Below are 24,015 nucleotides of genomic sequence, written 5' to 3' on the forward strand. Positions count from 1 at the left end.
GCGAGCGTTAACGCGTGCCGGCAATCTTTTCCAATCATTCGGAGTAACCGCCCCATGGCCTGGCTCATCACCAAATATCTGATCACCTCGGCCGTCGTCGTGCTGGTGTCCGAGATCGCCAAGCGCAGCGACAAGCTGGGCGGGCTCGTGGCCGCCCTGCCGATGGTCACGGTGTTGGCCTTGATCTGGCTCTACATCGACAATCAGTCCCAGGAAAAAATCGCCAATCACGCCTGGTATACGTTCTGGTACGTGATTCCCACCCTGCCGATGTTCCTCGCCTTCCCGCTGCTGTTGCCTCGCCTGGGGTTCTGGCCGACTCTGGCCGCCTGCGTCGTGCTCACCATGGCCAGTTTCGGCCTGTTCGCGCTGGCGGTACGCCGGTTCGGCATCGAACTGCTCTGATTCAGGCTCCGGCAGGAATTTTTCCACCGGGCTGTAAGAACAGCCCACTTCCCAACGACTCATCACAGGAATGCAGAATCCGGCTGCGCCGCAGCCTGTTCCGCGTTCGCCTGCCTGCGGCATGGTGTCGCCCGGCAGTTTCTCAATTCCTGATTTTGATGGAGTCTCCTCATGAAAAATGCTCAGAAAACGACGGCTGCCACCCTGGCTCTGGCACTCGGAACCGCACTGACCCTCGGCGCGACTGCGGCACAGGCCGACGGCATGAATGGCGGCATGTCCGGCGACATGCATTCCGGCATGATGGACAAGGAAAAGTGCTACGGGGTGTCCATGAAGGGCAAGAACGACTGCAAGTCCGGTCCGGGCACCTCCTGCGCCGGCAGCGCCACCATGGACTACCAGGGCAATGCCTACAAGCTGGTGCCCGCCGGGACCTGCGAGAAGATGATGTCCAAGACCTCGCCCACCGGTCATGGCATGACCAAGCCTTATTGAGCCCAATCCTATCGACGTCGTCTCAACCTGTGGCTGTGGCTGTGGCTGGGGCGACCGGGCACCAACGGAGGCGACCATGACCGTCCCTCGACTCCCGCCGCAAAGCGGCATCGGGCTTAAGCCCGAACATTTTCAGGAAATCGTCGATACGGCGCCGCCGGTCGGCTTTTTCGAGATCCACGCCGAGAACTATCTGATGCCCGGCGGGGCGTTTCATCATTTTCTGACCCGCATCCGGGCGGATTACCCGTTGTCGGTCCATGGCGTCGGCCTGTCCATCGGCGGGGCGGGGCCCCTGGATCGCAGGCATCTCTCGGCCTTGCGCGGGCTGCTGGATCGCTACGAACCGGAGCAGTTCTCCGAGCATCTGGCCTGGTCGAGCCACAACGACGTGTATCTCAATGACCTGCTGCCGATGCCCTACGATCGCGCCACGCTCGATCGGGTCTGCGCGCACATCGACGAAGTGCAGACCATGCTGGGTCGGCAGATGCTGTTGGAAAACCCCGCGACCTATGTGGCGTTTGCGCAATCCACGATGAGCGAGTCGGCGTTCCTCGGCGAGATCGTGCGGCGTACGGGCTGCGGTCTGCTGCTGGACGTGAACAACGTCTATGTCAGTTGCTGCAATCATGGCCGAGATCCGTTGGTTTATCTGGCCGAAGTGCTGGCGGCGGTGCCGGGCGCGTCCGTGGGCGAGATTCATCTCGCCGGCTTCCATCGGGATACCGATTCGCTGGGTGCGCCGCTGCTGATCGACAGTCACGGCCGCCGCGTGGATGACGCGGTCTGGGCCTTGTTTGCCCAGGCCATGACTCAGCTTGGGCCCAAGCCGGTACTCATCGAATGGGACAGCGATCTGCCGCCGCTCGGTACGTTATTGGTCGAAGCGCGACGGGCTGCGGCGGTGCTGGACCGGGTTCGGCCCGGCCCTTTTGATTCGACGCAAGCAGGGGATGTCGCATCGATGCCATCATGGCTTTCGGAATTCGACGCGATGGCTGCCGGACTGGCCAATCCAGGTTGGATACGATCGGGACGAGGGCGGGGCGGGGCCGCGGGATGAGCTGGACGGACGATTGGACACGTAGTCTGCACGACCCGCAGTCCCCGGAGCCATCGGGGCTCGTGACCTGGAACGGCTCCGATCCGGGGCAGCGTTTCGGCGTGTACCGCAACAATGTCATGGCTTCGCTGATTGCCGCGCTCGCCGATACCTTCCCCGTGGTCGAGCAGCTGGTCGGGCCGACGTTCTTTCGGGTCATGGCCGGCCAGTTCGTCCAGGCGCACCCGCCACAGAGCCCGGTTCTGGCCCGGTACGGCGATGCGTTTCCCGCATTCGTTGCCGAGTTTTCACCCGCGGCGTCCTTGCCCTATCTGCCGGATCTGGCCCGGCTGGAGCTGGCTTACCTCGCGGCCTTTCATGCGGCCGATGCCGAGCCCCTCGATCCGGCCGTCTGGCAAGCCCTGTTGGCCGACCCCGATGCTTTGCCGGCCCGTCGTTTCCGCTTCCAGCCGGCCTTGCAGGTGATTCGTTCGGACCATGCCATCGTCTCCCTCTGGGCCGCGCACCAGGCGGATGCGTCGCGGACGCCCGCGCAGGTGAACCCCGGCACCTCGGAAATCGCCTGGGTGATGCGGCCGGGCTGGCAGGTCGGGATCCAGGCCGCGACGGCGGCGGATACGGCCTTTCTCGCGGCGATGATGGCGGGACAGACGCTCGGTCGTGCACTGACCCTCACGGAAGCCGAATTTCCCGGGTTTTCGCCGACGGCCTGCCTGGGGCTTTGGTTGGCCGAGGGGCTGGTCGTCGGCATGGCGCCGGGCTGAGCAACTTCAGAAGAACATCGATGACGGCCTCGGATCGGGAACTTGCCCGGTCCGAGGCCGCCCCGCACGCGGGGTCAGTCCCTGCGATCCTGCTCCGGATGTTTCCCGGTCTCATCGGGTTCCGCGGAATCCACGGAAGCGCCCTCGGCATAGGCCCGGCTCAGGCTGCGCATGGCCTTGATCTGGCGACCGAAATTCCGGCAGTTCTGACATTCGATCGTGTGGATGCCGAGGTTGAGGCGTTCGCCCAGGGTCAATTTGCGTTCTAGGGCTTCGGAAAGCAGGCGGGTGGCAGCGCGACATTTCAGCATGAGGCCACCTCCGGCGATGCGCCCCGCGGGCTGGGTACGAACCAGGTTTCCTCGAGGCAGGCCCGCAGGCGCAACCGCGCCCGATACAGAATCACGTGCAGGTTGCTGGTCGTGATGCCGACGGCGGCGCAGATCTCCTGGCTTTCCATCTCGACGAACTCGCGCATCATGAAGATCCGGCCCTGTTCGGTCGGCAGGTGCTCGAGGCAGGCTTCGAACACCCGCCAGAACTGCTGCTGCTCGATGGCATCCTCCGGATCGTGCCAGCTATGCGGACGTTCCTCGGACTGCCAGATGCCCCGATCGTCGAAGGGATCGGGATCGTCGTGCTCCGTGGAATCCGGATAGGTGAGCCGCTGATTGTCGGCAATGCGCTGACGCAGCTGATCGACGATCTTGTGCTTGAGGATGGCGAAGACCCAGGTCTTGAGCGCCGAGCGTCCGGCAAACCGGTCGGTATTCTTCAGGGCGCCCACCAGGGCTTCCTGGACGGCGTCCTCCGCCTGATTGGGGTCACCCAGTTGCAGCGTGGCGAATTTCAGCATCTGCCGACGCAGGTCGGCCAGGAACACCGGGTCGGTGAAGGGGGTGGTCTTGCCTGAAGCAGGGCCGGGAATTGGGCCGGTTTGCGGCCCGCCGTTCGGGATCGGTTCGGTTTGCGTCACGGGGCTCTCCCATCGGTATAGGCGCCGCAAGTCGCGGCGGATCGTGATCGAGGGCTTGGTCGTTCCGGAAGGGGGAATTCTTACACGAACCGCGAAAAATTATTCCGGTTCGTCTTCCGGCGCATCGTTTTTCTTTGTGGGCGGCACGCGCAGGGGCGCACGGCCATTGGGTTTGGAGAAGGCATTCATGATGCGGCAGAACAGTTCGGCCGTCTGTTCGGCATCGTAGAGCGCACCGTGCGCCTGGGCGCTGTCCCATTCGAGCCCGATGGCTTCGAGGGCCTTGGCCAGCACGGTCTCGCCGACGGCCAGCGCGGAGAGGGTGACCGTGTCGAAGGTGGAAAACGGATGGAAGGGATTGCGCTTGTTGCCGGTGCGGGCCACGGCCGCATTGATGACGGCCAGATCGAAGGCGGCGTTGTGGCCGACCAGGATCGCCCGACGCGCGCCATACAGCTTCACCCGCTGGCGGATGGGCTGGAAGAACTGTTGCAGCGCCTCGGCTTCGGGCACGGCATTCCGGAAGGGGTGATCCACGTCAATGCCGTTGATTTTCATGGAAATCGGGTCCAGATTCGCGCCTTCGAACGGTGCCACGTGGATCTGGATCCGGTCGACGGGCACGATCTTGCCCTGGGCGTTCACGTCGAGCAGGACGGCAGCGAGTTCCAGCAGCGCGTCCGTCTCGGGGTTCAGGCCGCCCGTCTCGACATCGACCACCACCGGCATGAAGCCGCGAAAACGCCGGGCCACGGACCAGTCGTCCGGCCGCTCGCCGCCCAGGGCCGCCAGAAATTCACCGGGCGGGGGTACCGTGTCCATGGTCGATTCGGCTGTCATCGTGGGCGTTTGGGACTCAGTCAAGATGGCTGCGCCAGGCTTGGACGGTGTTATCCATCAGCAGGGCGATGGTCATGGGACCGACGCCGCCCGGCACGGGCGTGATCCAGCTGGCTCGCTCGGCGGCCGTGGCGAAATCCACGTCGCCGCAGAGACTGCCGTCCGCCTGGCGGTTGATGCCCACGTCGACGACGATGGCACCGGGCTTGATCCATTCGCCCTTCACCAGCCCCGGCTTGCCCGCAGCGACCACGACGAGATCGGCCCGCTGGACGTGTTCGGCCAGATTGCGGGTGAAGCGGTGGGTTACGGTCACCGTGGCGCCGGCCAGCAGCAGCTCCAGCGCCATGGGGCGGCCGACGATGTTCGAGGCGCCCACGACCACGGCTTCCAGGCCGAAGAAATCCACCCCGGTCGTTTCCAGCAATTTCATCACGCCATAAGGCGTGCAGGGCCGCAGGGCGGGTTGACGGATGGCCAGCTTGCCGATGTTCTCGGGGTGAAATCCGTCCACGTCCTTGCTGGGACTGATCCGCTCGATGATCGACTGCGCACTGAGATGGGCGGGCAGGGGCAGTTGCACCAGGATGCCGTCGATCAGCGGATCGGCGTTCAGCTGGTCGATCAGGGCGTCGAGTGCCGTCTGGGATGTTTCTGCGGGCAGATCGTGGGCGACCGAATGGATGCCCAAGGCCGCACAGGCCTTGCGCTTGCTGCCGACATACACCTTCGAGGCCGGGTCGTCCCCGACCTGCACGACGGCGAGCCCCGGCGGGCGAATGCCGTCTGCGGTCGCCGAGCCGATTTCCTGTTCGAGTTGCGCACGAATCTCGGCCGATACCGTGCGGCCATCCAGCAGTTGAGCAGTCATAGGGGAAACGCCGTTTTGGGGGAGCGGCGATTGTCGCATGAAGGGGGTAGGGGCTCAATGCGCGGCCAAGTCGTGACGACCGGAGCCCGCGGCGCATTCATGCTCATTCGGACCCTAGCGGTGCGCCAGCGCGATCAGGATAACGAGCGCGGCCAGAGTGATGCTCCACAGGGCAAAAGACCAGAGACTGGAGCGGCGGGCACGGGTCTTTTCGGGCCAGCGTCGGGGCGAGACGCCCTTCAGGACGAAGACGAGCTTGGCCGAGATGTTGATCGCCGTCACGTTGATCAGCAGGAGCAGGGCTGCCTCGTAGGCATGTGTCATCTGGCCCCAACCCAGAAACAGCCCGACCGCGGCGGCGGGCGGCATCAGGGCCACCGCGACCATCACGCCGACCAGTCCGATGGCGGCGCCGGCCGTCAGGGAGAGTACGGCGGCCGCCCCGGAAGCCAGCGCCAGGATCAGGGCGGTATAGCTTACTTCTGTCCGGCTGAGCAGTTCGCCGCTACTACTGGGCGGCAGAATCCAGGTCATGCCCCAGGCAATGAAAATCGCCAGCCCCAGACCGGCCAGGGCGGCGAATACGGCGCGACGTGCCAGCACGAGGTCGCCAAGAGTGGTGCCCAGTGCCAGGGCGAGGTTGGGGCCGAGCAGGGGCGCGATCACCATGGCCCCGATCACGACGGCGGCGTTGTTGTCGATCATGCCGAGCGCCGCGACGATCGTCGACAGGCCCGTCAGCAGCAAATAGGTGGGAGAAATACGTCCTCCGGTCTCGACCTGCTCGTACAGTTCCTCGCGCGTCAGGCTCGGCTCTTTCTCGCCCTGGTCCTTGCCGGATTTACCCTTGCCGTTTTGGGGCTCCTCCTCCTTCTCGATCTTGGGTAGGGTGGCGTCGATGTCGTGGATGATGATCCGCGCCTGATCGCAACGGTCGAGGACTTTCTGCAGTTCGTCCAGCAGGGGCTGGAAGTTGCCGGGCGCGACCATGAGATGGGTCGAGAAGCGTTCATCCTCGAACGGGGAGGAGCGCCACCAGTCGATGACGCCCTGTTCATCGGCGATGCGGGCGATGGCCGATTTCTCCTTGGGTGGGGCGATGATCTCGACGACCTTGAGTGCCATGGGGATGATTACCTCGTGTGTCTGCGAAACGGTCGGGAATTCATTCGTTCGCGGGGACCGGGTCTGCTGCGTCGGTGAAAAACGCCTGCACCGCCCGCAGATCCGAAGTACGGCGCATGGGCGGCAGGGCATCGAGAATCTGCCGGCCGTAGCCCGTGGTTTGCAGGCGCGGATCGCAGAGGATCAGCACCCCGCGATCGGTCACGTCGCGGATCAGTCGGCCCACGCCCTGCTTGAAGGTGATGATTGCCTCGGGCAGGGCCATGGCGGCGAACGGCGAGAGGCCGGCATCCTTGAGCTGGGTTTCGCGCGCCCGGCGGACCGGATCGTCCGGCGAGGCGAAGGGGATGCGGTCGATCATGACGACCGACAGCGCCTCGCCGCGCACGTCCACGCCCTCCCAGAAGCTCTGGGTGCCCAGCAGCACGCCGTTGCCCGACTGGCGGAAGGCTTCGAGCAGGGCCGCCTTGGACTGGGTGCCCTGCACGAACAGGGGGAAAGGCAGCTTGCCGTCGAGGATGCGAGCGGCTTCCTGCAGCGCGCGGTGGCTGGTGAACAGCAGGAAGGCGCGGCCCTGGCTGGCTTTCAATACCGGGAAGGCGAGCCGGAGAATCTTGAGGGTGTAGTCCGGGTCACCCTTTGGGTCGGGCAGGTTCGGCGGCAGGTACATCAGCGCCTGTTCGGGATACACGAACGGCGAGGGCGTCTGCTGACACAGGGCGAGGTTGAGATTCAGGCGTCGGGTGAAGTGGGAAAAGTCCTTGCCCGCTGCGAGGGTGGCCGAGGCGAACACCCAGGCGCGCGGCTGGCTTTCCACGATCTCCGCGAAGGTCTTGCCCGCGTCCATCGGCGTGGTGTTCAGGGTGAAGGACCGCTCGCGCCGTTCCAGCCAGCGCACGGATTCGGCGTCCTCGGCCGCGCTGCGGTAACTGCGCAGGGCCTGACTCATCTGCACTGCCCGTTCGAAGCAGTTGCCCAGCCCCTTGCCGCGCGGCGCGGCGATTTCCAGGGCCGCCCGCAAGGCGTCCAGCCGCTCCTGAAGGGTATCGAAGGCCGCGTTGATGCCGGCGTCGTCCGCCAGTTCGGCCCAGGCGATCCGGTCGGTGCGGGCGTTCTTGAGCGCTTGTACGGCCGGGTCGATCGCCTGTTCGAACTGCTGGGCGACCTGGGTGACGTCCGTCATGTCGGCGGCCTCGGCCTGCTGCTCGCGGGCCGTGTCGCGCACGAGGTCGAGCATCTGCCCGCTGCTGAGGGCGGACCCGAAAAACAGGCTGGCGATCTCCGGCAGCTGGTGCGCCTCGTCCAGGACGATCACGTCGGCCTGGGGCAGCAGTTCCGCGAAACCGCTCTGGCGGATGGCGATGTCGGCGCAGAACAGATGGTGGTTGATGACGACCACGTCGGCTTCGTGGGCGGCCTCGCGGGCCTTCGCCACGTAGCAGTCGTCGAATTGCGGGCATTCCTTGCCCAGGCAGTTGTCGTTGGTGGAGGTAACGAGGGGCCAGATGCCGTGTTCTTCGGGCACGCTGCCGCAGCGGGCGATGTCGCCGTCGATGGATCGGCTGGCCCAGTCCTTGATCCGGTGCAGGGCGCGTACCCACTCGGGACTTTGCAGGCGGCCTTCTTCCAGCGCCCGTTTGAGGCGGTGGGGGCAGAGGTAGTTGGCCCGTCCCTTGAGCAGGGCGATGCGGGCATCCGAGCCCATCAGGCGCTTGATCTCGGGCAGATCGCGCCCGAAGATCTGGTCCTGCAGATGCTTGGTGCCGGTGGAGACGATGGCCTTGCGCCCGGACAGCAGCACGGGGGCGAGATAGCCGAAGGTCTTGCCGACGCCGGTGCCTGCCTCGATCACCACGGTGCGGGAGTCGGTGATCGCATCGCGGATGATCTCCGCCATCTGTACCTGGCCGGGGCGCGGCTGGTAGCCGGGGAATTCGGCCGCCAGCACCCCCGCGTCGCCGAATACGGCGTCGATGGTTGCGGGCTTGCTGGCGGCCTTGGTGCTGGCCTGGGCGGCGTGCGTACTCACGATGTCCGGCGCGGGCGACATCGCAGGGTGACGGGCAACGACATTGGCCGGGTCATCAACCTTGGGTCTGGTTGACGGACGGTGCCCCGGCCCGACGGCGCGCATCGGCGGCGCCTTGTGCATTGCCCTGTGCATCGCGGGCCTTGGCGACCAGCAGCCAGGCGGCGCTCAGTTCCTGATTGCTGGCGGCGTACTGCACGGCGCGCAGGGCGAACTGTTCGGCTTCGGCGGGCTGCTGCTGCGCCAGGCGCAGTTGGGCGAAGTCCATCCACAGTCGGGCGTCATGGGGCTGAATCTGCACCGCCCGTTCCAGGGTGGCATCCGCCCCGCCGAGATCACCGGCCTTGGTCTGGTGCTCTGCGCGAACCATCAGCGCGCGCACGGCCGGGGCGCTGGCCGTCGGCGTGACCTGCATGGGCGCGTTGTTCATCCCCGTTCCCCCCGGACTTGCGGCGCCTCCGTTCATGCCGCTCTGGGGCGGCAGCTTCTGTTCGCGGATGGTCGGCATCACGAGCGGATGGGCCTGAACCGCGGGCGGGATCGGCGGCTGCGTCATGGTCGGCGCTGGCGCTGTCGGTCGGGGCGGTGCGGAGGCACAGCCGGCCAGCAGTCCAATCACGGCGAACGGGACCGCGAAGCGTCCGGCGCGTACCAGGGTGCGGCGTGCGGGACGGGTGGAGGAAGCAGGAAAACCGATCGCGGAGAATGTCATGGGTCGCAGTCCTTAAACGAGGGCACAGGCTAACGGAAGAGGCTAACGGAAGAAATTCAGAATCGGGTTCAAGGGATTGTCGCTCGGGGCCGAAGCGCCGCCGGTTGGCGTACCCTGGCAATCCTGCACGGCCTGCGGTTCGTAACCGCTGACGAACGGCATCAGAATGCCCGGGCAGGTTTGCGGCACGCGAGCCTGAAGGGCCACGTCGACCCGCTGGAAGCTGATGCCCTTGGGCGGCGTCATGTCGCGTGGTTTATTGTACAGCGGTTTGAACGCGGCGGCCCACACGGGCAGCGCGCCGCTCGCACCGGTCAGGCTGGTGGGCTTGTCGTCGTCGCGGCCCACCCAGACCACGCCCACCCGGTTGCCCGTGAAACCGGCGAACCAGGCATCGCGGCTGTCGTTCGTCGTCCCCGTCTTGCCGGCCACGCCGACCGAGGGCGGGATGGTCCTGTTGAGACTGCGCGCGGTGCCATCCGAAACCACGCCCTGCATCGCGTACTGCAGCAGGTAGAGCGCGTTCGGGTCCGCCACCTTGGTGACCTGCAGCGGATAGCGCGACAGCGGCTTGCCCTGACTGTCCACCACGCTGCGGATCGCGCGCAACGGACTATAGAAGCCGTCCGAGGACAGCGTCTGGTAGATCTGCGCCACGGTAAACGGCGTCATCGTCATCGAACCCAGGAGCATGGCCGGGAAGAAGGGCTTGATTTCGGGACCACCCAGCTTGTGCAGGGTATCCGCGACGTTGTCCAGCCCCACGTCCATGCCGAGCTTGATACTGGGCACGTTGCGCGATTCGGCGAGGTCCATGTACAGCGGGGTCGGGCCGAGGAACTTGCCGCCATAGTTCTTCGGCGTCCAGGGTTCAGAGCCCTTCTGATCGATCGTGATGGGCGAGTCGTCCAGCAGGGTGATCAGCGAATACTTGGCCGGGTCGGACAGTGCCGTCAGGTAGATCGCCGGCTTGATCAGCGAGCCGATCTGCCGCTGGGCGTCCAGCGCCCGGTTATAGCCTTCGTAAGTCGGGTCGCGTCCGCCGATCAGCGCCTGTACCTCGCCCGTGCCGATCGACGTGATGATCCCCGCCGTCTGCAGGGTGTCCGGCTTGTACTTGCGCGCCTTCTCGATGCCGTTCAGCGCATCGACGGCATGCTCCAGCGCCGCCTGCACGCGCGGCTGCATCGTGGTGAAGATCCTGAGTCCCTTGGTTTTGAGGTCTTCGGGTTTGTACTGTTCGGCCAACTGCCGTTGGACGAGATTCAGGAAGGCCGGATGCGGCGAGGTGGTGCCTTTTTCCTTGAGTACGCCCAGCGGTCGCTGCTTCAGTTCGCCCGCCTCCGTTTCGCTGATCAGGCCGTTGTTGGCCATGAGATCGATGACCGTGTCGCGCCGGTTCTTGGCGCGCTCCGGATTGCGGCGCGGGTTGTAGTAGGAGGCCCCTTTGACCATGCCGACCAGCAGGGCGATTTCCTCGGGCCGCAGTTCGTCGACCGGACGGCCGAAGTAATAGCGTGCGGCAAGGCCGAATCCGTGAATGGCCTTGCTGCCGTCCTGACCCAGATACACCTCGTTCAGGTAGCCTTCCAGGATCTTGTCCTTGCTGTAGTGCCATTCCATTTCCAGGGCCATGATCATCTCGGCGACCTTGCGTTCGATCGTGCGCTTGGGCGTGAGGAACAGGTTCTTGGCCAGCTGCTGGGTGATGGTGCTGCCACCCTGCACCGTATGGCCGGAGACCAGGTTCACCATGAGGGCGCGCAGTACGGCGGACGGTACGACGCCATGGTGGTGGTAGAAATCGCGGTCTTCGGTCGTGATCAGGGTCTTGATCAGCAGGGGGGCATCCTTCTGTACCTGCTCGACGTTCAGCAGGATTCGGTCCTCGTTCACGTCCGGGTACAACTGGCCGATCATCATCGGTTCGAGGCGGGTGATGCCGATGTCCGCGCCGTTCGCGTCGGTCACGCTCCGTACGTCGTCATCCACGAAGCGGACGCGGATCTGCTTGTCCGGTTCCTGCCCGTCGGGGAAATCGAAGGCACGACGGTGGATGCGCACCTCGTTACCCACTCGGTCGAAGGTGCCCGTTTCGGACAGGTCGTTGCGATCGCGATAATGCAGGGCGGTGAGTTCGCCGATCAGCTCGCTGGGGGAAAGGTGCTGACCGACGTAGATTTCCTGCGGTGCGGCGAACACGGTGGCCGGCAGCTTCCACAGGGTGCCGGAAAAGCGGTCGACGACCCGTTCGTTCAGCACGTAGGCCCAGATGGCCAGCAGCCCCGCTACCACGAGGCCGCCCAGCACCATCAGTTTGACGAACAAGGCCAGCAATGGGCGCTTGCGCGGCGTTTTTGCCGAATCGGCACGGGTTTTCTTCACGGGTTTCTTACGTGTTGCCACGGGACTCAATTCCTGACGCTAAACACCTGACGTTAACTACTTGAGATGTTTTCTTGGATCGAAAAATCCCCAAGCCCAAACCTGAACGCGAAGCCGGGCGTTCGGGGTCCTGATGAACCTCCTGGCTTCGACTCTATCGCAGGTCGCGGACCCCGCCTCGGCAGGGCTTGTCCGCGGCACGCCGCGATGGTTTTTCACGGTTTGACCACCGCGTTTTGCTAAACTCGGGATCAAACGTTTCAAATGGTGCAGTCTAGCAGCAACCCCCACGGGGTGCCGAGAATCTGTGACCGCGCCGTGCCCCTGACCCCAGACCGGAATCGACACCCATGCCAGACCAAGCCTCGCTGATCGAACGCTTCAAGCGCCATCTTCATGATACCCATGGGGAGGTCGTGCACCTGCAGACCCATATCTCCCATGTGTTTCTGGCGGGCGATCATGCCTACAAGATCAAGAAGCCCGTCGATTTCGGCTTCCTGAATTTCTCCGAACTGGCGCAGCGTCGGCATTTCTGCGCGGAGGAAATCCGTCTCAACAAGCGCCTTGCGCCGGAACTGTATCTGTCGGTGGTCGGCCTTGATGCCAATGGCGGTCTGATCGCCAGTCCCGATAGTGCCGCCGAGCCCGTGATCGAGATGCGTCGCTTCGATCAGGTCGACCGGCTGGACAACTATGCCGCCACCCATGGCCTGGACGACGCGCTGGTCGACGCGCTGGCCGAGCAGATCGAGCAGTTCCACGAAATGGCCGCGCAGGCGCCTCAGGCCAGCCATTTCGGCACGCCGGAAACCGTGTACTTCCCCATCAACCAGAATTTCGAGCAGATCCGCCCGTTCCTCACGGACGATGACGACCAGAACCAGCTGGATCGGATCGAGGCGGCCAGCGAGGCGGCCTTCCTCAAACTCAAGCCCCTGATCGTTACCCGCAAGAAGACCGGCCACGTGCGCGAAGGCCACGGCGACATGCATCTGGGCAACATCGCGCGGATCGACGGCAAGATCGTCATTTTCGACGGCATCGAATTCAACGAGGATTTCCGCTGGAGCGATACGGCCAGCGACCTCGCCTTCCTGCTGATGGACCTGACCGACCGGCAGTTCGTCGGCGCGGCGCGGCGCCTGCTGAGCGCCTACCTGGAAGCGACGGGCGATTACGACTCACTGCCGCTGCTGAATTTCTACCAGGCCTACCGGGCCATGGTGCGCGCCAAGATCGCCCTGTTCGAAATCCGCCCGGATTCCACCGAGGCCGAGCGGACGGCCCAGTGGGCGACCTATCGGCGTTATGCCGATCTGGCGGAACAGTTTCTGGCGCCGCGGACGGGCGCGCTGTGGATCACGGTCGGCTTTTCCGGCAGCGGCAAGTCGCTGGCGGCGCAGGAACTTGTCGTGGCGGCCGGTGCCATCCGCGTGCGCTCCGATGCCGAACGTCTGCGCCTGTATACCGATCGCGCCCAGCGCTACAGCAAGGACGCCAGCGAACATATCTACGCGCACCTTGCCCGCATCGCGCGCATCGGGGTGACGAGCGGCTGGCCGATGGTGATCGACGCGACCTTCCTGCATCTGGCGAAGCGGCGGGATTTCGCGCGTCTGGCGAAGGAACTGGGCTGTCCCTTCCGCATTCTGTTCATCGAGTGCGATGGGCCGACCCTGCGTCGCTACCTGCGCGAGCGGATCACGAGCGGCAAGGACATCTCCGAGGCGGACGAGCAGGTGCTCGAAGCCCAGATGCAGCAGCTTGAACCGCTCACCACCGACGAGCGGGCGCATACCTTCCGCCTGCAGTGCGATACGCCGTTCGGCGGTCAGGTGAGCAGCATTCTCGAGGCGCTGTAGACCGGGTCGTTAACTGGTTTTACCCGGCGGAATCCCGCAACGCCGCCTGCCAGGCATAGATCAGATCCAGCGCCTGTCGGGGCGTGAGGTCGTTGGCGTCCAGCGAGGTTAGTGCGTCCAGCACCGGATTCGGTTCTTCCTCTGCCTCGATGGGCATCGATGCTTCCTCCGTGGGCGTGGCTGGCGCGAACAGATCCAGCTGGGCGGCATGGCCGCCCGTGACCGGCGCCTGCTGTTCCAACCGATTGAGCAGGGTCTGGGCGCGGCGGATCGTCTCGCGCGGCAGCCCGGCCAGGGCGGCGACCTTGATCCCGTAGCTCTGGCTGGCCGGCCCCGCCTTCACCGTATGCAGGAAAATCAGTTCGTCGCGATGCGTCACGGCATCCAGATGCACGTTGTGCACATGGGCGAACTGCTCGGCCAGCTGGGTCAGCTCGAAATAGTGGGTGGCGAACAGGGTGAGCGCCCGGTTTTTCTTGATCAGCTGCTCGGCCACGGCCCAGGCCAGCGCCAGACCGTCGAAGGTGGAGGTGCCCCGGCCGATCTCGTCGATCAGCACCAGCGACTGCGCCGTGGCGGTGTGCAGAATCTCGGCGGTTTCCGTCATTTCCACCATGAAGGTCGAGCGCCCGGACGTGAGATCGTCCGCCGCGCCGATGCGGGTGAAGATGCGGTCGACGGGGCCGATCCGCGCCCGGCTGGCCGGCACGAACGAACCGATGTGCGCGAGCAGCACGATCAGCGCCGTCTGCCGCATGTAGGTGGATTTACCGCCCATGTTCGGGCCGGTGATCAGCAGCAGTTGCCGATCCGGCCCGAGGTTCAGATCGTTGGGCGTGAAGGCGTTCGGGCTGAAGGCCTCGATCACCGGATGGCGCCCGGCCTCGATCTCGATGCCCGGTTCCGCCGAAAGCTCCGGCGCGCGCCACTGGCAGCGCTGGGCGACGCGGGCCAGGGCATGCAGCACGTCCGTCTGCGCCACGGCCGCCGCCAGGTCGCGCAGCACGCCTTGATGCTGCGCGAGTTCGGTCAGCAATTCCCCGAACAGCGCCTGCTCGCGGGCCAAGGCCCGATCCCGCGCCGACAGCACGCGATCCTCGAAGGCCTTGAGGGTGGGGGTGGTGTAGCGCTCCACGGATTTCAGCGTCTGGCGGCGGATGAACTGCGGCGGCATCTTCTCGGCCTGCGCCCGGCTCACCTCGAAATAGAATCCCTGCACCCGGTTGTAGGCGATCTTCAGGGTCGCAATGCCGCTTTCGGCGCGCGCCTCGGCTTCCAGGGCATTCAGCGCCTCGTCGGCGTGTTCCGAGAGATGGCGCAGCTCGTCGAGTTCAGCATCGAACCCGGCGGCGATCACTCCGCCATCGCGCAGCCACACCGAAGGGGTTTCCACCAGCGCCCGTTCGAGCAGGGTGCGCGCCTCGGGCAGATCGGTCAGGCGCTCCGTGAGGCGTTGCCACAGCGGCAGTTCAAACCGCGCGAGGATCTGTGCGAGTTCCGGCAGGGCGGCGAGGGAATCCCGCAGACCGGAGAGATCGCGCGGCCGCGCGCTGCCCATCACGATCCGCGTGGTGATCCGCTCGATATCGTTGATGCCGCGCAGGCCGGACCGCAGCGTCTCGATATTACCCAGTTCCAGTAGCTCGCCGATGGCCTGCTGGCGGTGCTGCAACACCTGCCGATCGCGCAGCGGGCGACCCAGCCAGGCTTTCATCAGGCGAGCGCCGACGGCCGTCACCGTTTCGTCCAGCAGATGGATCAGCGAGGGATCGGGGCCGTGGGTCTCGTCTCCCGTCTGGGCGCTGAACAGTTCGAGATGCCGCCGGGTGTGCCGGTCGATCTGCAGGGCCTCGTCGTTGGATTCCACCCGCAGCCGCTCGATCTGGGGCAGGGCGGTCTTCTGCGTATCGGCCACATAGGCGAGCAAGGCCGCCGCCGCGCCCAAGGCAGGCAACTCGGCCTCATGCACGCCGAAGCCCTGCAGATCGTGCACGCCGAACTGGGCGCGCAGGGTTTCCTCGGCGCGTTTTGGGTCGAAATGCCAGTCGGGCCGCAGGCGCCAGCGCTTGGGTTCCACGGAAAGCTTGGGTTTCAGCAGCGTGAACGCCGCCCCTTCCGCCGTTTGCCCCTCGGCCAACAACTCCGGCACCAGCAGTTCCTTCGGGGCGAGCCGTGCCAGTTCGCCGATCAGACTCGGGGCATCCAGGCGCATCAGCACGAAATCCCCGGCCGCGAGATCCAGGTGCGCCAGCGCGTATTGTTGGGGATTGGTAGCGGGCAGCGGCATCAACGCGGCCAGCCGGAATGCCTCACGCTGGTCGAGCAGCGCCTCGTCGGTCACCGTGCCGGGCGTCACCACCCGCACCACCTCGCGGCGCATCGGCCCCTTGCCGCTGGCCGATTCGCCCACCTGCTCGCAGATCGCCACGGACTCCCCGGCGCGGATCAGCCGGGCGAGATACCCTTCGTAGGCATGGGCCGGCACCCCGGCCATGGGGATCGGCTGCCCCGCCGACTGCCCGCGATGGGTCAGCGTGAGGTCGAGAATCCGCGCCGCATGCTCGGCATCGTTGTAGAACAGCTCATAGAAATCCCCCATGCGATAGAACAGCAGCACATCGGGATGCGCCTGCTTCATCGCCCAGTACTGCTGCATCATCGGGGTATGTTGGCTGAGATCGACGTCGGTCACGGAGCGGCTCTTTTGTTTTTGGGTACGTTCTGGATTTGACGGGCGGGAATCGGCGTCGGGATATTGTACGGGATCAGCGTCCCGATCGCTGGAGCGGTTCTGACCCGGAGCCAGCCAGATCGGGGTGGCGGGAAACGTCTTGCACGGAAGGATGCCTCGAATCCGTCGTTTCCTGCCGGCCAGTGGATCGCGTCCCTAAAATCCTTACCAGGAATTTAGGCCAGGAATTTAGGCCAGGAATTTAGGCCAGGAATTTCCACCAGGAATTTTGGCCGGTAATTCTGGCCAGGAATCCGGTGACATTAACCCTGCCGATGGTGGTCTATTCTTGTTGGGGTGTGTTTGATGGCCGCTAAATCAACCGGATACCGTGCCAGATTGCAAACGCCCGAATACTGGAAATGGATGAGACGCCGATATGACGCCTAACCCACCCTCAACGAACTTGGATGATCGGCCAGTGACCGCCGAGCGGACGGAATCGATTTCCCAGGCCGCTCCGTTCTGGCATCGCGACCGCGCGGAGCAGGTCAGTTTCCTGATTGATGGCGAGGCCTACTACAGCGCCTTCGCCGACCTCCTGCTGCAGGCGCGCAACCAGGCCTGGATCATTTGCTGGGACGTCGACAGCCGAATGGCGTTGACCCGTCCCTGCACCAAGCGTTCATCTCCTTGTCGCCTGGTGGATGTCGTCTGCCGGGCCCTGTCCGACAACCCGAATCTGCACATCCACCTGCTGGCATGGGACTATTCGATGATCTACGCCCTCGAGCGCGAATGGCGACCCCTGTTCAGTCAGAGCGTCTATCGTCACCCGAGGTTGCATGTGCATTTCGACAGCCATCATCCCCTCGGCGCCTCGCAGCATCAAAAGGCGCTGATCGTCGATGACCGCACGGCCCTGGTCGGCGGCTTCGACCCGTCCAAATGGCGCTGGGACAGCTCCGAACACGCTCCCGATGACGAACGGCGCCGCGATCCCCAGGGCGATCGCTACCCGCCTTTTCACGACGTTGCGCTGCTCGTATCGGGCCAACCGGCCAGCCGTCTGGGCAAATTGGCCCGCCAACGCTGGGCCTTGGCGACGGGGGAGCATGTCCCGCCGGTCAACCGAACCGACGAGCGGAACGCGGTGACGACGCCTTGGCCCAAAGACGTTCCGGTATTGCTGCGCGACGCCGATATCGGGATTGCCCGAACGTTGCCCGCTCATGGTGAACAGTCCGAAGCACGTGAAGTGGAGGCCGTCCTGCTCGATGCAGTCAAACAGGCAAGCGGATTCATCTACATCGAGAACCAGTACTTCACGAGCCATCGAATCGGCCAGGCATTGATCGATCGCCTCGGCGAGCCCGACGGTCCCGAGCTGGTCATTGTCCTGCCGCGGGAGAAGGACGGTTGGCTCGAGCGCGTGACGATGGACGTATTGCGGGCACGGCTGATTCGGCGCCTTCAGGCTGCCGACGCCTTCGATCGGCTGCGTATCTATTACCCCGAGGTACGAGGACTGGCTCCGCAGATGATCAGCGTACACAGCAAACTCGTCATCGCGGACAACATCCACCTCAATGTGGGTTCCGCCAACTTGTCCAACCGTTCCATGGGGCTGGATTCGGAGCTCAATCTCTCGTTGCTGGGCAGTGACGAAGCGGGTCGACAGGCGATTGACCAGATCCGCCGCCGGCTATTGGCCGAACACCTCGGCACTACGGAAGCGCAGGTGGCGGCTGCCGAGTCGACACACGGCTCGCTGATCGCCAGTATCGAGGCGCTGAACCGGGCGGATGCCCCGGGGCTGGAATTGGACCAGAGCGAGGACTCGAGAACAGACCCGGATCGCCGCCGCTGGCTCGAACCGCTGACGATCACCCTGGATGAAGACCTGGAGCGCCAGGTGCCGGATGCGGCCGTGATCGATCCGGAACGCCCGATGCCACCGGATGAGTTGATCGACCTGTTCATCGAGCACGAGCACCGGAAACCCATGGGCAAACGTGCCCTCGGTCTGGCCGTTCTGATCGCCTCGATCGCGGGATTGGCGTTGGCCTGGCGGGTGACGCCACTCAGTGAATGGCTGAGCCCGGATCGCCTATCGCATCATTTCCAGGCGCTGCGTACCGAACCCTTGGGCGGCGTTCTGGCACTGCTCCTGTTCGTCGGCGCTGCGGTCGCCGGTATGCCGATCACGCCGCTGGTGATCGTCAGCGCGCTTCTGTTCGGCGCCTGGGCGGGATTCGGCATCGCCTACGCGGGTGCCGTATCGGCCGCAGTGCTCGGTTTCTTTCTTGGCCGATTGCTGGGTCGGAAAACCATCCGTCGACTGGCGGGTGCCCGATTGGACAACATCAGTCGGCGTATGGCCCGCAAGGGCATCCTCACGGTGTTTTCCTTCCGGTTGCTGCCGATCGCGCCCTTTGCCCTGATCAACGTGGTCGCCGGCGCCTCGCACCTGCGTTTCCGGGATTTCGTCATCGGCAGCCTGGCCGGTCTGGCACCCGGTACCTTCGCCCTGACCGTGTTTTCGGACCGGCTGCTCACCGCCTTCCTGCACCCCAGTCTGGGCAGTATCGCCGTGCTGCTGCTGGTGTCGCTGATCTTCATCGCCATCGGCTGGGGACTATCCCATTGGCTGTCGCTGCGGAGCCAGGCCTCCGGGTCATGATGCTGCGCGTGGGTACCTGGAATATCCACGGTTGCGTGGGCCGCGACAGGCTCTGCGACCCGGGGCGCACCTGGACCATGATCGAGGCGATGGCGGTCGACCTGCTGGGGCTGCAGGAAGTCGAGATCCATCAACCGGAGACCGATGCCCTGCTGCGGCTGGCTCGCGACGCCGGCTACCACAGCCACTTCGCCCCCACGGGCCACCGAACGCCGGGCGGCGGCCAGTTCGGTAATCTGTTGCTCAGCCGGCTGCCCCTTGACGTCCAGCCCAGCCTGGATCTCTCCGTCGCAGGGCGGGAGCCACGCAATCTGCTGCGCGCCAACGTGATCCAGGCCGGGCGCCCGATCGCCATCTGGGTGACCCATCTGGGCCTGCGGGCCTGGGAACGACGCACTCAGGTCCGCCGGATTCACGAACATCTCCAGACCGAATACCACGCACTCCCGAAAGAGCGAATCCTGCTCGGCGACTTCAACGAATGGATGCCGGGCCAACGAAACCTGCGCCTGATCCACCGGCATTTCATGCGCCTGCCCGCCCTCCGCAGTTTCCCCGCGCACCGCCCCCTGTTCCCGCTGGACGCCATCTGGCTGGCCGGCGATCTGCACCTCGCGGGCATCGAGCGCGTCCGTCACCCGCTGCTGGTGTCGGCCTCGGATCATCTGCCCATTGTCAGCCAGATCCAGGGCGGCGAATCCTTCTTGGACCCCATTGTCACTCCCATAGCCACCCGTTGAGTCGATTTGATCCCGTAAACCGTATTGGTCGGCGCGAACTCTCGATATACGGGAGCCGTGATGCCGTACATTGGTGAGTCGGGCATCTACTCCAGTGGCGCGCATCGCCGGTCTGATGCCATATTCCATTCGTTGCCATTGCTATTTGTGCGATGATTCGGGCAATGAACTTAGTAGAGCGCGTAAACCGTTTTGCCTCGTGTTCGTGGGCAACTCGCAGTAAAGGAAACTCATGAATCAAGACGAACAGCACTTCCTCAATGGCCTCGACAAGAAACTCTGGACCGCCGCGAATAAGCTGCTCCCAATGCTCGACGCCGCCGTCTACAAGCACGTCGTGCTTGGTCTTATCTTCCTCAAATACGTGTCGGACTCGTTTAAAGAGCGACGCAAAGAGCTAGAGGCTGCGTTCACCGATCCGGCCAACGATTACTTCCTGGGCGAAGATGGGGCCGGCCTGATCGAACAGGAACTTGAAGCCCGCGACTACTACATCGAAAAGAATGTCTTCTGGGTGCCGGCCTTGGCGCGCTGGGATTTCCTCCAAGCCAACGCCAAGGTCGCCCTTGGCACCCTGCTGGAGGTCAAGAACGGCAAGACCTCCGTATATGAATTCAAAGGTATTGGCCGCTTGCTCGACGATGCGCTCGAAGCCGTGGAAAAGGAAAACCCCAAACTCAAAGGCGTGCTGGAAAAAGACTACGCCCGCAAGCAGATCGACTCCGCGCTGCCGGGGCTCATCGACCTTATCGCCGAAATCCCGTTTGAACACGGCACACTTCACGCCAAAGACATCCTCGGCCACGTGTACGAATACTTCCTCGGCGAGTTCGCCATGGCCGAGGGCAAGAAAGGCGGCCAGTACTACACGCCCAAGAGCATCGTCACCCTCATCGTCGAAATGCTGGAGCCTTACCAGGGCCGCGTGTACGACCCCTGCTGCGGCTCCGGCGGCTTCTTCGTGCAGTCGGAGAAATTCGTCGAGGAGCACGGCGGCAGGCTCGGCCAGCTTTCCGTCTACGGGCAGGAATCCAACCCCACCACCTGGCGTCTGGCCTCCATGAACATGGCCATCCGCGGCATGGACTTCGACTTCGGCAAGGAACCCGCCAGCACCTACACCCGCGACCAGCACCCCGACCTGCGCGCTGACTTCATCATGGCCAACCCACCCTTCAACATGAAGGAGTGGAACGCCGGCGTGAAGGACGACGACCCGCGCTGGAAATACGGCATCCCGCCCGCCGGCAACGCCAACTTCGCCTGGATGCAGCACATGATCCACCACCTGGCGCCGCACGGCAGCATGGCCCTGCTGCTCGCCAACGGCTCCATGAGCAGCAACACCAACAACGAAGGCGAAATCCGCAAGGCCATCATCGAAGCCGACCTGGTCGAATGCATGGTCGCGCTGCCCGGCCAGCTTTTCACCAACACCCAGATCCCCGCCTGTATCTGGTTCCTCACCCGCAGCAAATCAGCGCGCAACGGCACCCGCGACCGCAAAGGCGAAACTCTCTTCATCGACGCCCGCAACCTCGGCTACATGAAAGACCGCGTGCTGCGCGACTTTGCGCCCGAAGACATTCGCAAGATTGCGGACACCTTTCATGCCTGGAAAAAAGGCGAGAACTACGCGGACGAAGCGGGCTTCTGTAAAGCCACCAAACCCGAAGACATCCAAAAGCACGACTACGTGCTCACCCCCGGTCGCTACGTCGGCGCGGCGGAGCAGGAGGACGACGGCGAACCGTTCGAGGAAAAGATGGTGCGGCTCACGGCGCAGCTGAACGAGCAGTTCGGCGAGAGCGGGCGGCTGGAAGCAGTGATTCGCGAGAATCTGGCGAGGCTGGGTTATGGTGGGTGAGTGGCTGACAGTGAGAATTGGTGATGTCGCAGAAGTGTTTGACGGTCCACACGCGACGCCTAAGAAAACTGCAACCGGGCCAATTTTCCTGGGCATAACCTCGCTTGACCATGGTCGGCTGAATCTCTCCAATGTTGAACATTTGTCGGAAGAAGACTTCATCACCTGGACTCGCCGTGTAACACCAAGCCCCGGTGATGTTGTGTTTTCCTATGAGACCCGCCTTGGTGAGGCTGCACTAATTCCAGATGGTCTTCGTTGCTGTTTAGGACGCCGCATGGGGCTTGTGCGCACTAAAGAGACTGTGCTCGATTCAAGATTCTTCTTGTATCAATATCTGAGCCCCGCATTTCAGGCATTCTTGCGTTCTAGAACGGTTCATGGGAGCACCGTTGACAGAATTCCGTTAATCGACTTTCCAGATTTCCCTATTACGGTTCCTCCTCTGGGCGAACAACGTGAAATTGCCCACACCCTCGGCACCCTCGACGATAAGATCGAACTCAACCGCCGCATGAACGAAACGCTGGAGGGCATCGCGCGGGCGATCTTCAAATCCTGGTTCGTCGACTTCGACCCCGTCCGCGCCAAGGCCAACGGCGAACCGCTCGAATCCATCTGCCGACGCCTGCACCTCACCCCCGACCTCTTGGCCCTCTTCCCCGACCGCCTCGTCGATTCCGAACTCGGCGAGATTCCCGAGGGGTGGGAGCAAAAGCGTGTGGACGACTTCATGGAGCTTGCCTACGGAAAAGCACTCAAAGCGAGTGATCGCATTGACGGGCCAGTGCCAGTCTATGGATCAGGCGGAATAACTGGATACCACAGCGTACATTTGGTAGATGGCCCCGGAATAATTGTTGGACGTAAAGGTACAGTCGGTAGCCTCTATTGGGAAGATCGGTCGTTCTTTCCAATCGACACCGTTTTTTATGTAGTACCTAAGGTCCAACTGACTTATTGCTATTACCTTTTGCAGACGCTTGGCCTTGACCGCATGAATACAGATGCTGCGGTGCCCGGGCTTAACAGAAACAATGTCTATCGTTTGCCGGTTGCTTGGTCGCCGGATGAGTTACGGCAAGCTTTTGATCGCGTTGCTGAGCCCTTGCGAGATCGATTGTTTGCTAACAAACAAGAGTCTCAGGCCTTGGAAAACATCCGCGAGACGCTCCTTCCCAAACTCCTCTCCGGCGAATTGCGCGTGCCACAAGATGAAAAGATGACGGAGGCGATCGCATGAACGATGTAATCCATATCTATTGCGATGAATCCTGCCACCTGGAGCACGATCATCAGAAGTCGATGGTGCTCGGCGCCGTATGGTGCTCTGCATCACACCGGGCAGCGCTGGGGCGCAAGGTCAAAGCCATTCGTGACCAGTTCGGTTTGCCCCCCACCTTCGAGATCAAGTGGACCAAGATTTCACCGGCTGGACTCGATTTCTATCTCGCGCTCGTGGACCTTTTTTTCGACGAACCTTTGCTGCGTTTTCGCGCCGTTGTCGTGCCGGAAAAGGCGGTACTGGATCATGGACGATTCAATCAGTCGCATGACGATTTCTACTACAAGATGTGGTATCTGCTGCTGACGCATCTGGTGGACGATCAGCATTGCTTCCGTGTGTTTCTTGACATCAAGGATACGCGCGGACAGACGAAGGTGCGGAAGCTCCATGAAGTGCTGTGCAACAGGCACTACGATTTCGACCGACAGCGAATCGCGTCCATCGAGCAGGTGCACTCACACGATGTGCCGCTACTCCAGATCGCAGATTTGATGATTGGCGCTTTGTCTCACCTGCATCGCAACCTGGATGGCTCTCCTGCGAAGCAGGCCGTCATTCAACGCATACGGGAGCGAAGCGGGCACGATCTGCTGCGTTCTACACCGCCACGCGTCGAGAAATTCAATTTGCTGGTTTGGCGGTCCAAGGCGGAACTATGAGCCAGCCGCCAGATCTGCTGCCTTTTGAGGGCGACTGGGCCAGTTATGAGGACAGGATTTACGAGGCGTTTCTGGATAGCTTTGTGCGCGTGGGTGTGCAGTTTCGCGGGATGCGGGTGAGTGCCCAGTTTCGGCCGGAAACGCGAGGGAAGGGCTACAGCTTCTGGCATACGATTTCGGAAGCGCCGGATCGGAACAATCGAAATGAAGATGACCGAATTCCCGATTTACGGAGATGCGAGCGCATTCGCTGGATTCGATGGGTAATTGAGAATGCAGGAAATGACGGTTTCTTGTGGTGGGAGAACCAACGGCAGGGCAACACCCATGTGGTGATATGGGCCAAGGCACATGATTTTGCGGTGGTGCTCGCCAAACGTAGCGATTACTACGTGCTGAAAACCGCTTACGCAGAGCTGAGGTCGCACCGTAGAGCAACTTTTGAAGCGGAATGGACGGCGTTTTGGGAATCCCAAAATGGCTGAAGCCCCACGGCATTGCTACCGCAGGGCTTCGGATGCTCCTTCCACACTTGGTGGATGAGACTGACGACATTCTAGATATCGGCTAG

20 protein-coding genes are annotated in these 24,015 nt (G+C 63.4%); 11 read left to right on the forward strand and 9 right to left on the reverse strand.

The genetic code is table 11. The annotated features are described in order from the left end of the window. Nucleotides 1-54 precede the first annotated feature (54 nt). The 4 genes from A9404_RS11170 (at nt 55) to A9404_RS11185 (ending at nt 2,733) form a co-directional block, all read left to right on the forward strand. Nucleotides 55-405: a DUF3147 family protein gene (locus tag A9404_RS11170; RefSeq protein ID WP_066101597.1), complete on the forward strand. Its 351-nt coding sequence runs from the start codon at nt 55-57 to the stop codon at nt 403-405. Between the two features lie 171 nt (nt 406-576). Next, nucleotides 577-903 (forward strand): BufA1 family periplasmic bufferin-type metallophore, encoded by a 327-nt coding sequence (locus tag A9404_RS11175; RefSeq protein WP_066101601.1) that lies wholly within the window; start codon nt 577-579, stop codon nt 901-903. 76 nt (nt 904-979) lie between these two features. Next, nucleotides 980-1,969 (forward strand): MNIO family bufferin maturase, encoded by a 990-nt coding sequence (gene bufB, locus A9404_RS11180; protein ID WP_066101604.1) that lies wholly within the window; start codon nt 980-982, stop codon nt 1,967-1,969. Beyond that, on the forward strand, nt 1,966-2,733 hold the full coding sequence (locus A9404_RS11185) for an HvfC/BufC N-terminal domain-containing protein (protein WP_066101607.1): 768 nt from the start codon (nt 1,966-1,968) through the stop codon (nt 2,731-2,733). Before bufB ends, A9404_RS11185 begins: the two co-directional genes overlap by 4 nt. Before the next feature lie 74 nt (nt 2,734-2,807). On the opposite strand, the gene A9404_RS11190 is transcribed toward A9404_RS11185, so the two are convergent. From A9404_RS11190 to mrcB, 8 genes are all read right to left on the reverse strand, one after another. Then, nucleotides 2,808-3,044, reverse strand: a complete 237-nt coding sequence (locus A9404_RS11190) for an anti-sigma factor family protein (protein WP_066101610.1) — start codon at nt 3,042-3,044, stop codon at nt 2,808-2,810. Continuing rightward, nucleotides 3,038-3,709 carry a sigma-70 family RNA polymerase sigma factor gene (locus A9404_RS11195; RefSeq protein WP_082922927.1) on the reverse strand — a complete coding sequence of 224 codons (672 nt, stop codon included), beginning with the start codon at nt 3,707-3,709 and terminating at the stop codon, nt 3,038-3,040. The genes A9404_RS11190 and A9404_RS11195 overlap by 7 nt, the downstream gene beginning before the upstream one ends. A gap of 99 nt (nt 3,710-3,808) precedes the next feature. Next, a complete protein-coding gene (gene rnt, locus A9404_RS11200; protein ID WP_082923041.1) occupies nt 3,809-4,531 on the reverse strand; it encodes a ribonuclease T in 723 nt (240 codons plus the stop codon). Between the two features lie 34 nt (nt 4,532-4,565). Next, nucleotides 4,566-5,420, reverse strand: coding sequence for a bifunctional methylenetetrahydrofolate dehydrogenase/methenyltetrahydrofolate cyclohydrolase FolD (gene folD, locus A9404_RS11205; RefSeq protein ID WP_066103275.1), 855 nt, complete (start codon nt 5,418-5,420; stop codon nt 4,566-4,568). A gap of 114 nt (nt 5,421-5,534) precedes the next feature. Further along, the gene (locus A9404_RS11210) at nt 5,535-6,545 is read right to left on the reverse strand and encodes a TIGR00341 family protein (RefSeq protein WP_066101616.1); all 1,011 of its coding nucleotides are present in this window, start codon (nt 6,543-6,545) and stop codon (nt 5,535-5,537) included. A gap of 40 nt (nt 6,546-6,585) precedes the next feature. After that, a complete protein-coding gene (locus A9404_RS11215) occupies nt 6,586-8,574 on the reverse strand; it encodes an ATP-dependent DNA helicase (protein WP_066103277.1) in 1,989 nt (662 codons plus the stop codon). Nucleotides 8,575-8,629: 55 nt separating this feature from the next. After that, nucleotides 8,630-9,286 carry a tetratricopeptide repeat protein gene (locus A9404_RS11220; protein ID WP_066101618.1) on the reverse strand — a complete coding sequence of 219 codons (657 nt, stop codon included), beginning with the start codon at nt 9,284-9,286 and terminating at the stop codon, nt 8,630-8,632. 42 nt (nt 9,287-9,328) lie between these two features. After that, a complete protein-coding gene (gene mrcB, locus A9404_RS11225) occupies nt 9,329-11,692 on the reverse strand; it encodes a penicillin-binding protein 1B (protein WP_156521317.1) in 2,364 nt (787 codons plus the stop codon). A gap of 329 nt (nt 11,693-12,021) precedes the next feature. On the opposite strand from mrcB, the gene A9404_RS11230 reads away from it, so the two are divergent. Next, nucleotides 12,022-13,536, forward strand: a complete 1,515-nt coding sequence (locus tag A9404_RS11230) for a bifunctional aminoglycoside phosphotransferase/ATP-binding protein (protein ID WP_082922930.1) — start codon at nt 12,022-12,024, stop codon at nt 13,534-13,536. A 19-nt stretch (nt 13,537-13,555) separates the two neighbouring features. Here the strand turns inward: A9404_RS11230 and mutS are convergent, their stop codons facing one another. Further along, a complete protein-coding gene (gene mutS / locus A9404_RS11235; protein ID WP_066103283.1) occupies nt 13,556-16,195 on the reverse strand; it encodes a DNA mismatch repair protein MutS in 2,640 nt (879 codons plus the stop codon). A gap of 451 nt (nt 16,196-16,646) precedes the next feature. Between mutS and A9404_RS11240 the strand changes: the two genes are divergently transcribed. The 6 genes from A9404_RS11240 (at nt 16,647) to A9404_RS11265 (ending at nt 23,929) form a co-directional block, all read left to right on the forward strand. Next, on the forward strand, nt 16,647-18,890 hold the full coding sequence (locus tag A9404_RS11240; protein WP_082922931.1) for a VTT domain-containing protein: 2,244 nt from the start codon (nt 16,647-16,649) through the stop codon (nt 18,888-18,890). After that, complete coding sequence (locus tag A9404_RS11245; RefSeq protein ID WP_066101623.1) at nt 18,887-19,630, forward strand: endonuclease/exonuclease/phosphatase family protein; 744 nt, start codon at nt 18,887-18,889, stop codon at nt 19,628-19,630. The genes A9404_RS11240 and A9404_RS11245 overlap by 4 nt, the downstream gene beginning before the upstream one ends. A 232-nt stretch (nt 19,631-19,862) precedes the next feature. Continuing rightward, the gene (locus A9404_RS11250) at nt 19,863-21,497 is read left to right on the forward strand and encodes a class I SAM-dependent DNA methyltransferase (protein ID WP_066101625.1); all 1,635 of its coding nucleotides are present in this window, start codon (nt 19,863-19,865) and stop codon (nt 21,495-21,497) included. A 10-nt stretch (nt 21,498-21,507) separates the two neighbouring features. Next, complete coding sequence (locus A9404_RS11255) at nt 21,508-22,740, forward strand: restriction endonuclease subunit S (protein WP_197490340.1); 1,233 nt, start codon at nt 21,508-21,510, stop codon at nt 22,738-22,740. Further along, nucleotides 22,737-23,444: a DUF3800 domain-containing protein gene (locus A9404_RS11260; protein ID WP_066101630.1), complete on the forward strand. Its 708-nt coding sequence runs from the start codon at nt 22,737-22,739 to the stop codon at nt 23,442-23,444. The genes A9404_RS11255 and A9404_RS11260 overlap by 4 nt, the downstream gene beginning before the upstream one ends. Next, the gene (locus tag A9404_RS11265; protein ID WP_066101633.1) at nt 23,441-23,929 is read left to right on the forward strand and encodes a hypothetical protein; all 489 of its coding nucleotides are present in this window, start codon (nt 23,441-23,443) and stop codon (nt 23,927-23,929) included. The genes A9404_RS11260 and A9404_RS11265 overlap by 4 nt, the downstream gene beginning before the upstream one ends. Nucleotides 23,930-24,015: the final 86 nt, after the last annotated feature.

The organism is Halothiobacillus diazotrophicus, assembly GCF_001663815.1.
In the GTDB taxonomy this organism is placed as follows: Bacteria; Pseudomonadota; Gammaproteobacteria; order Halothiobacillales; family Halothiobacillaceae; genus Halothiobacillus; species Halothiobacillus diazotrophicus.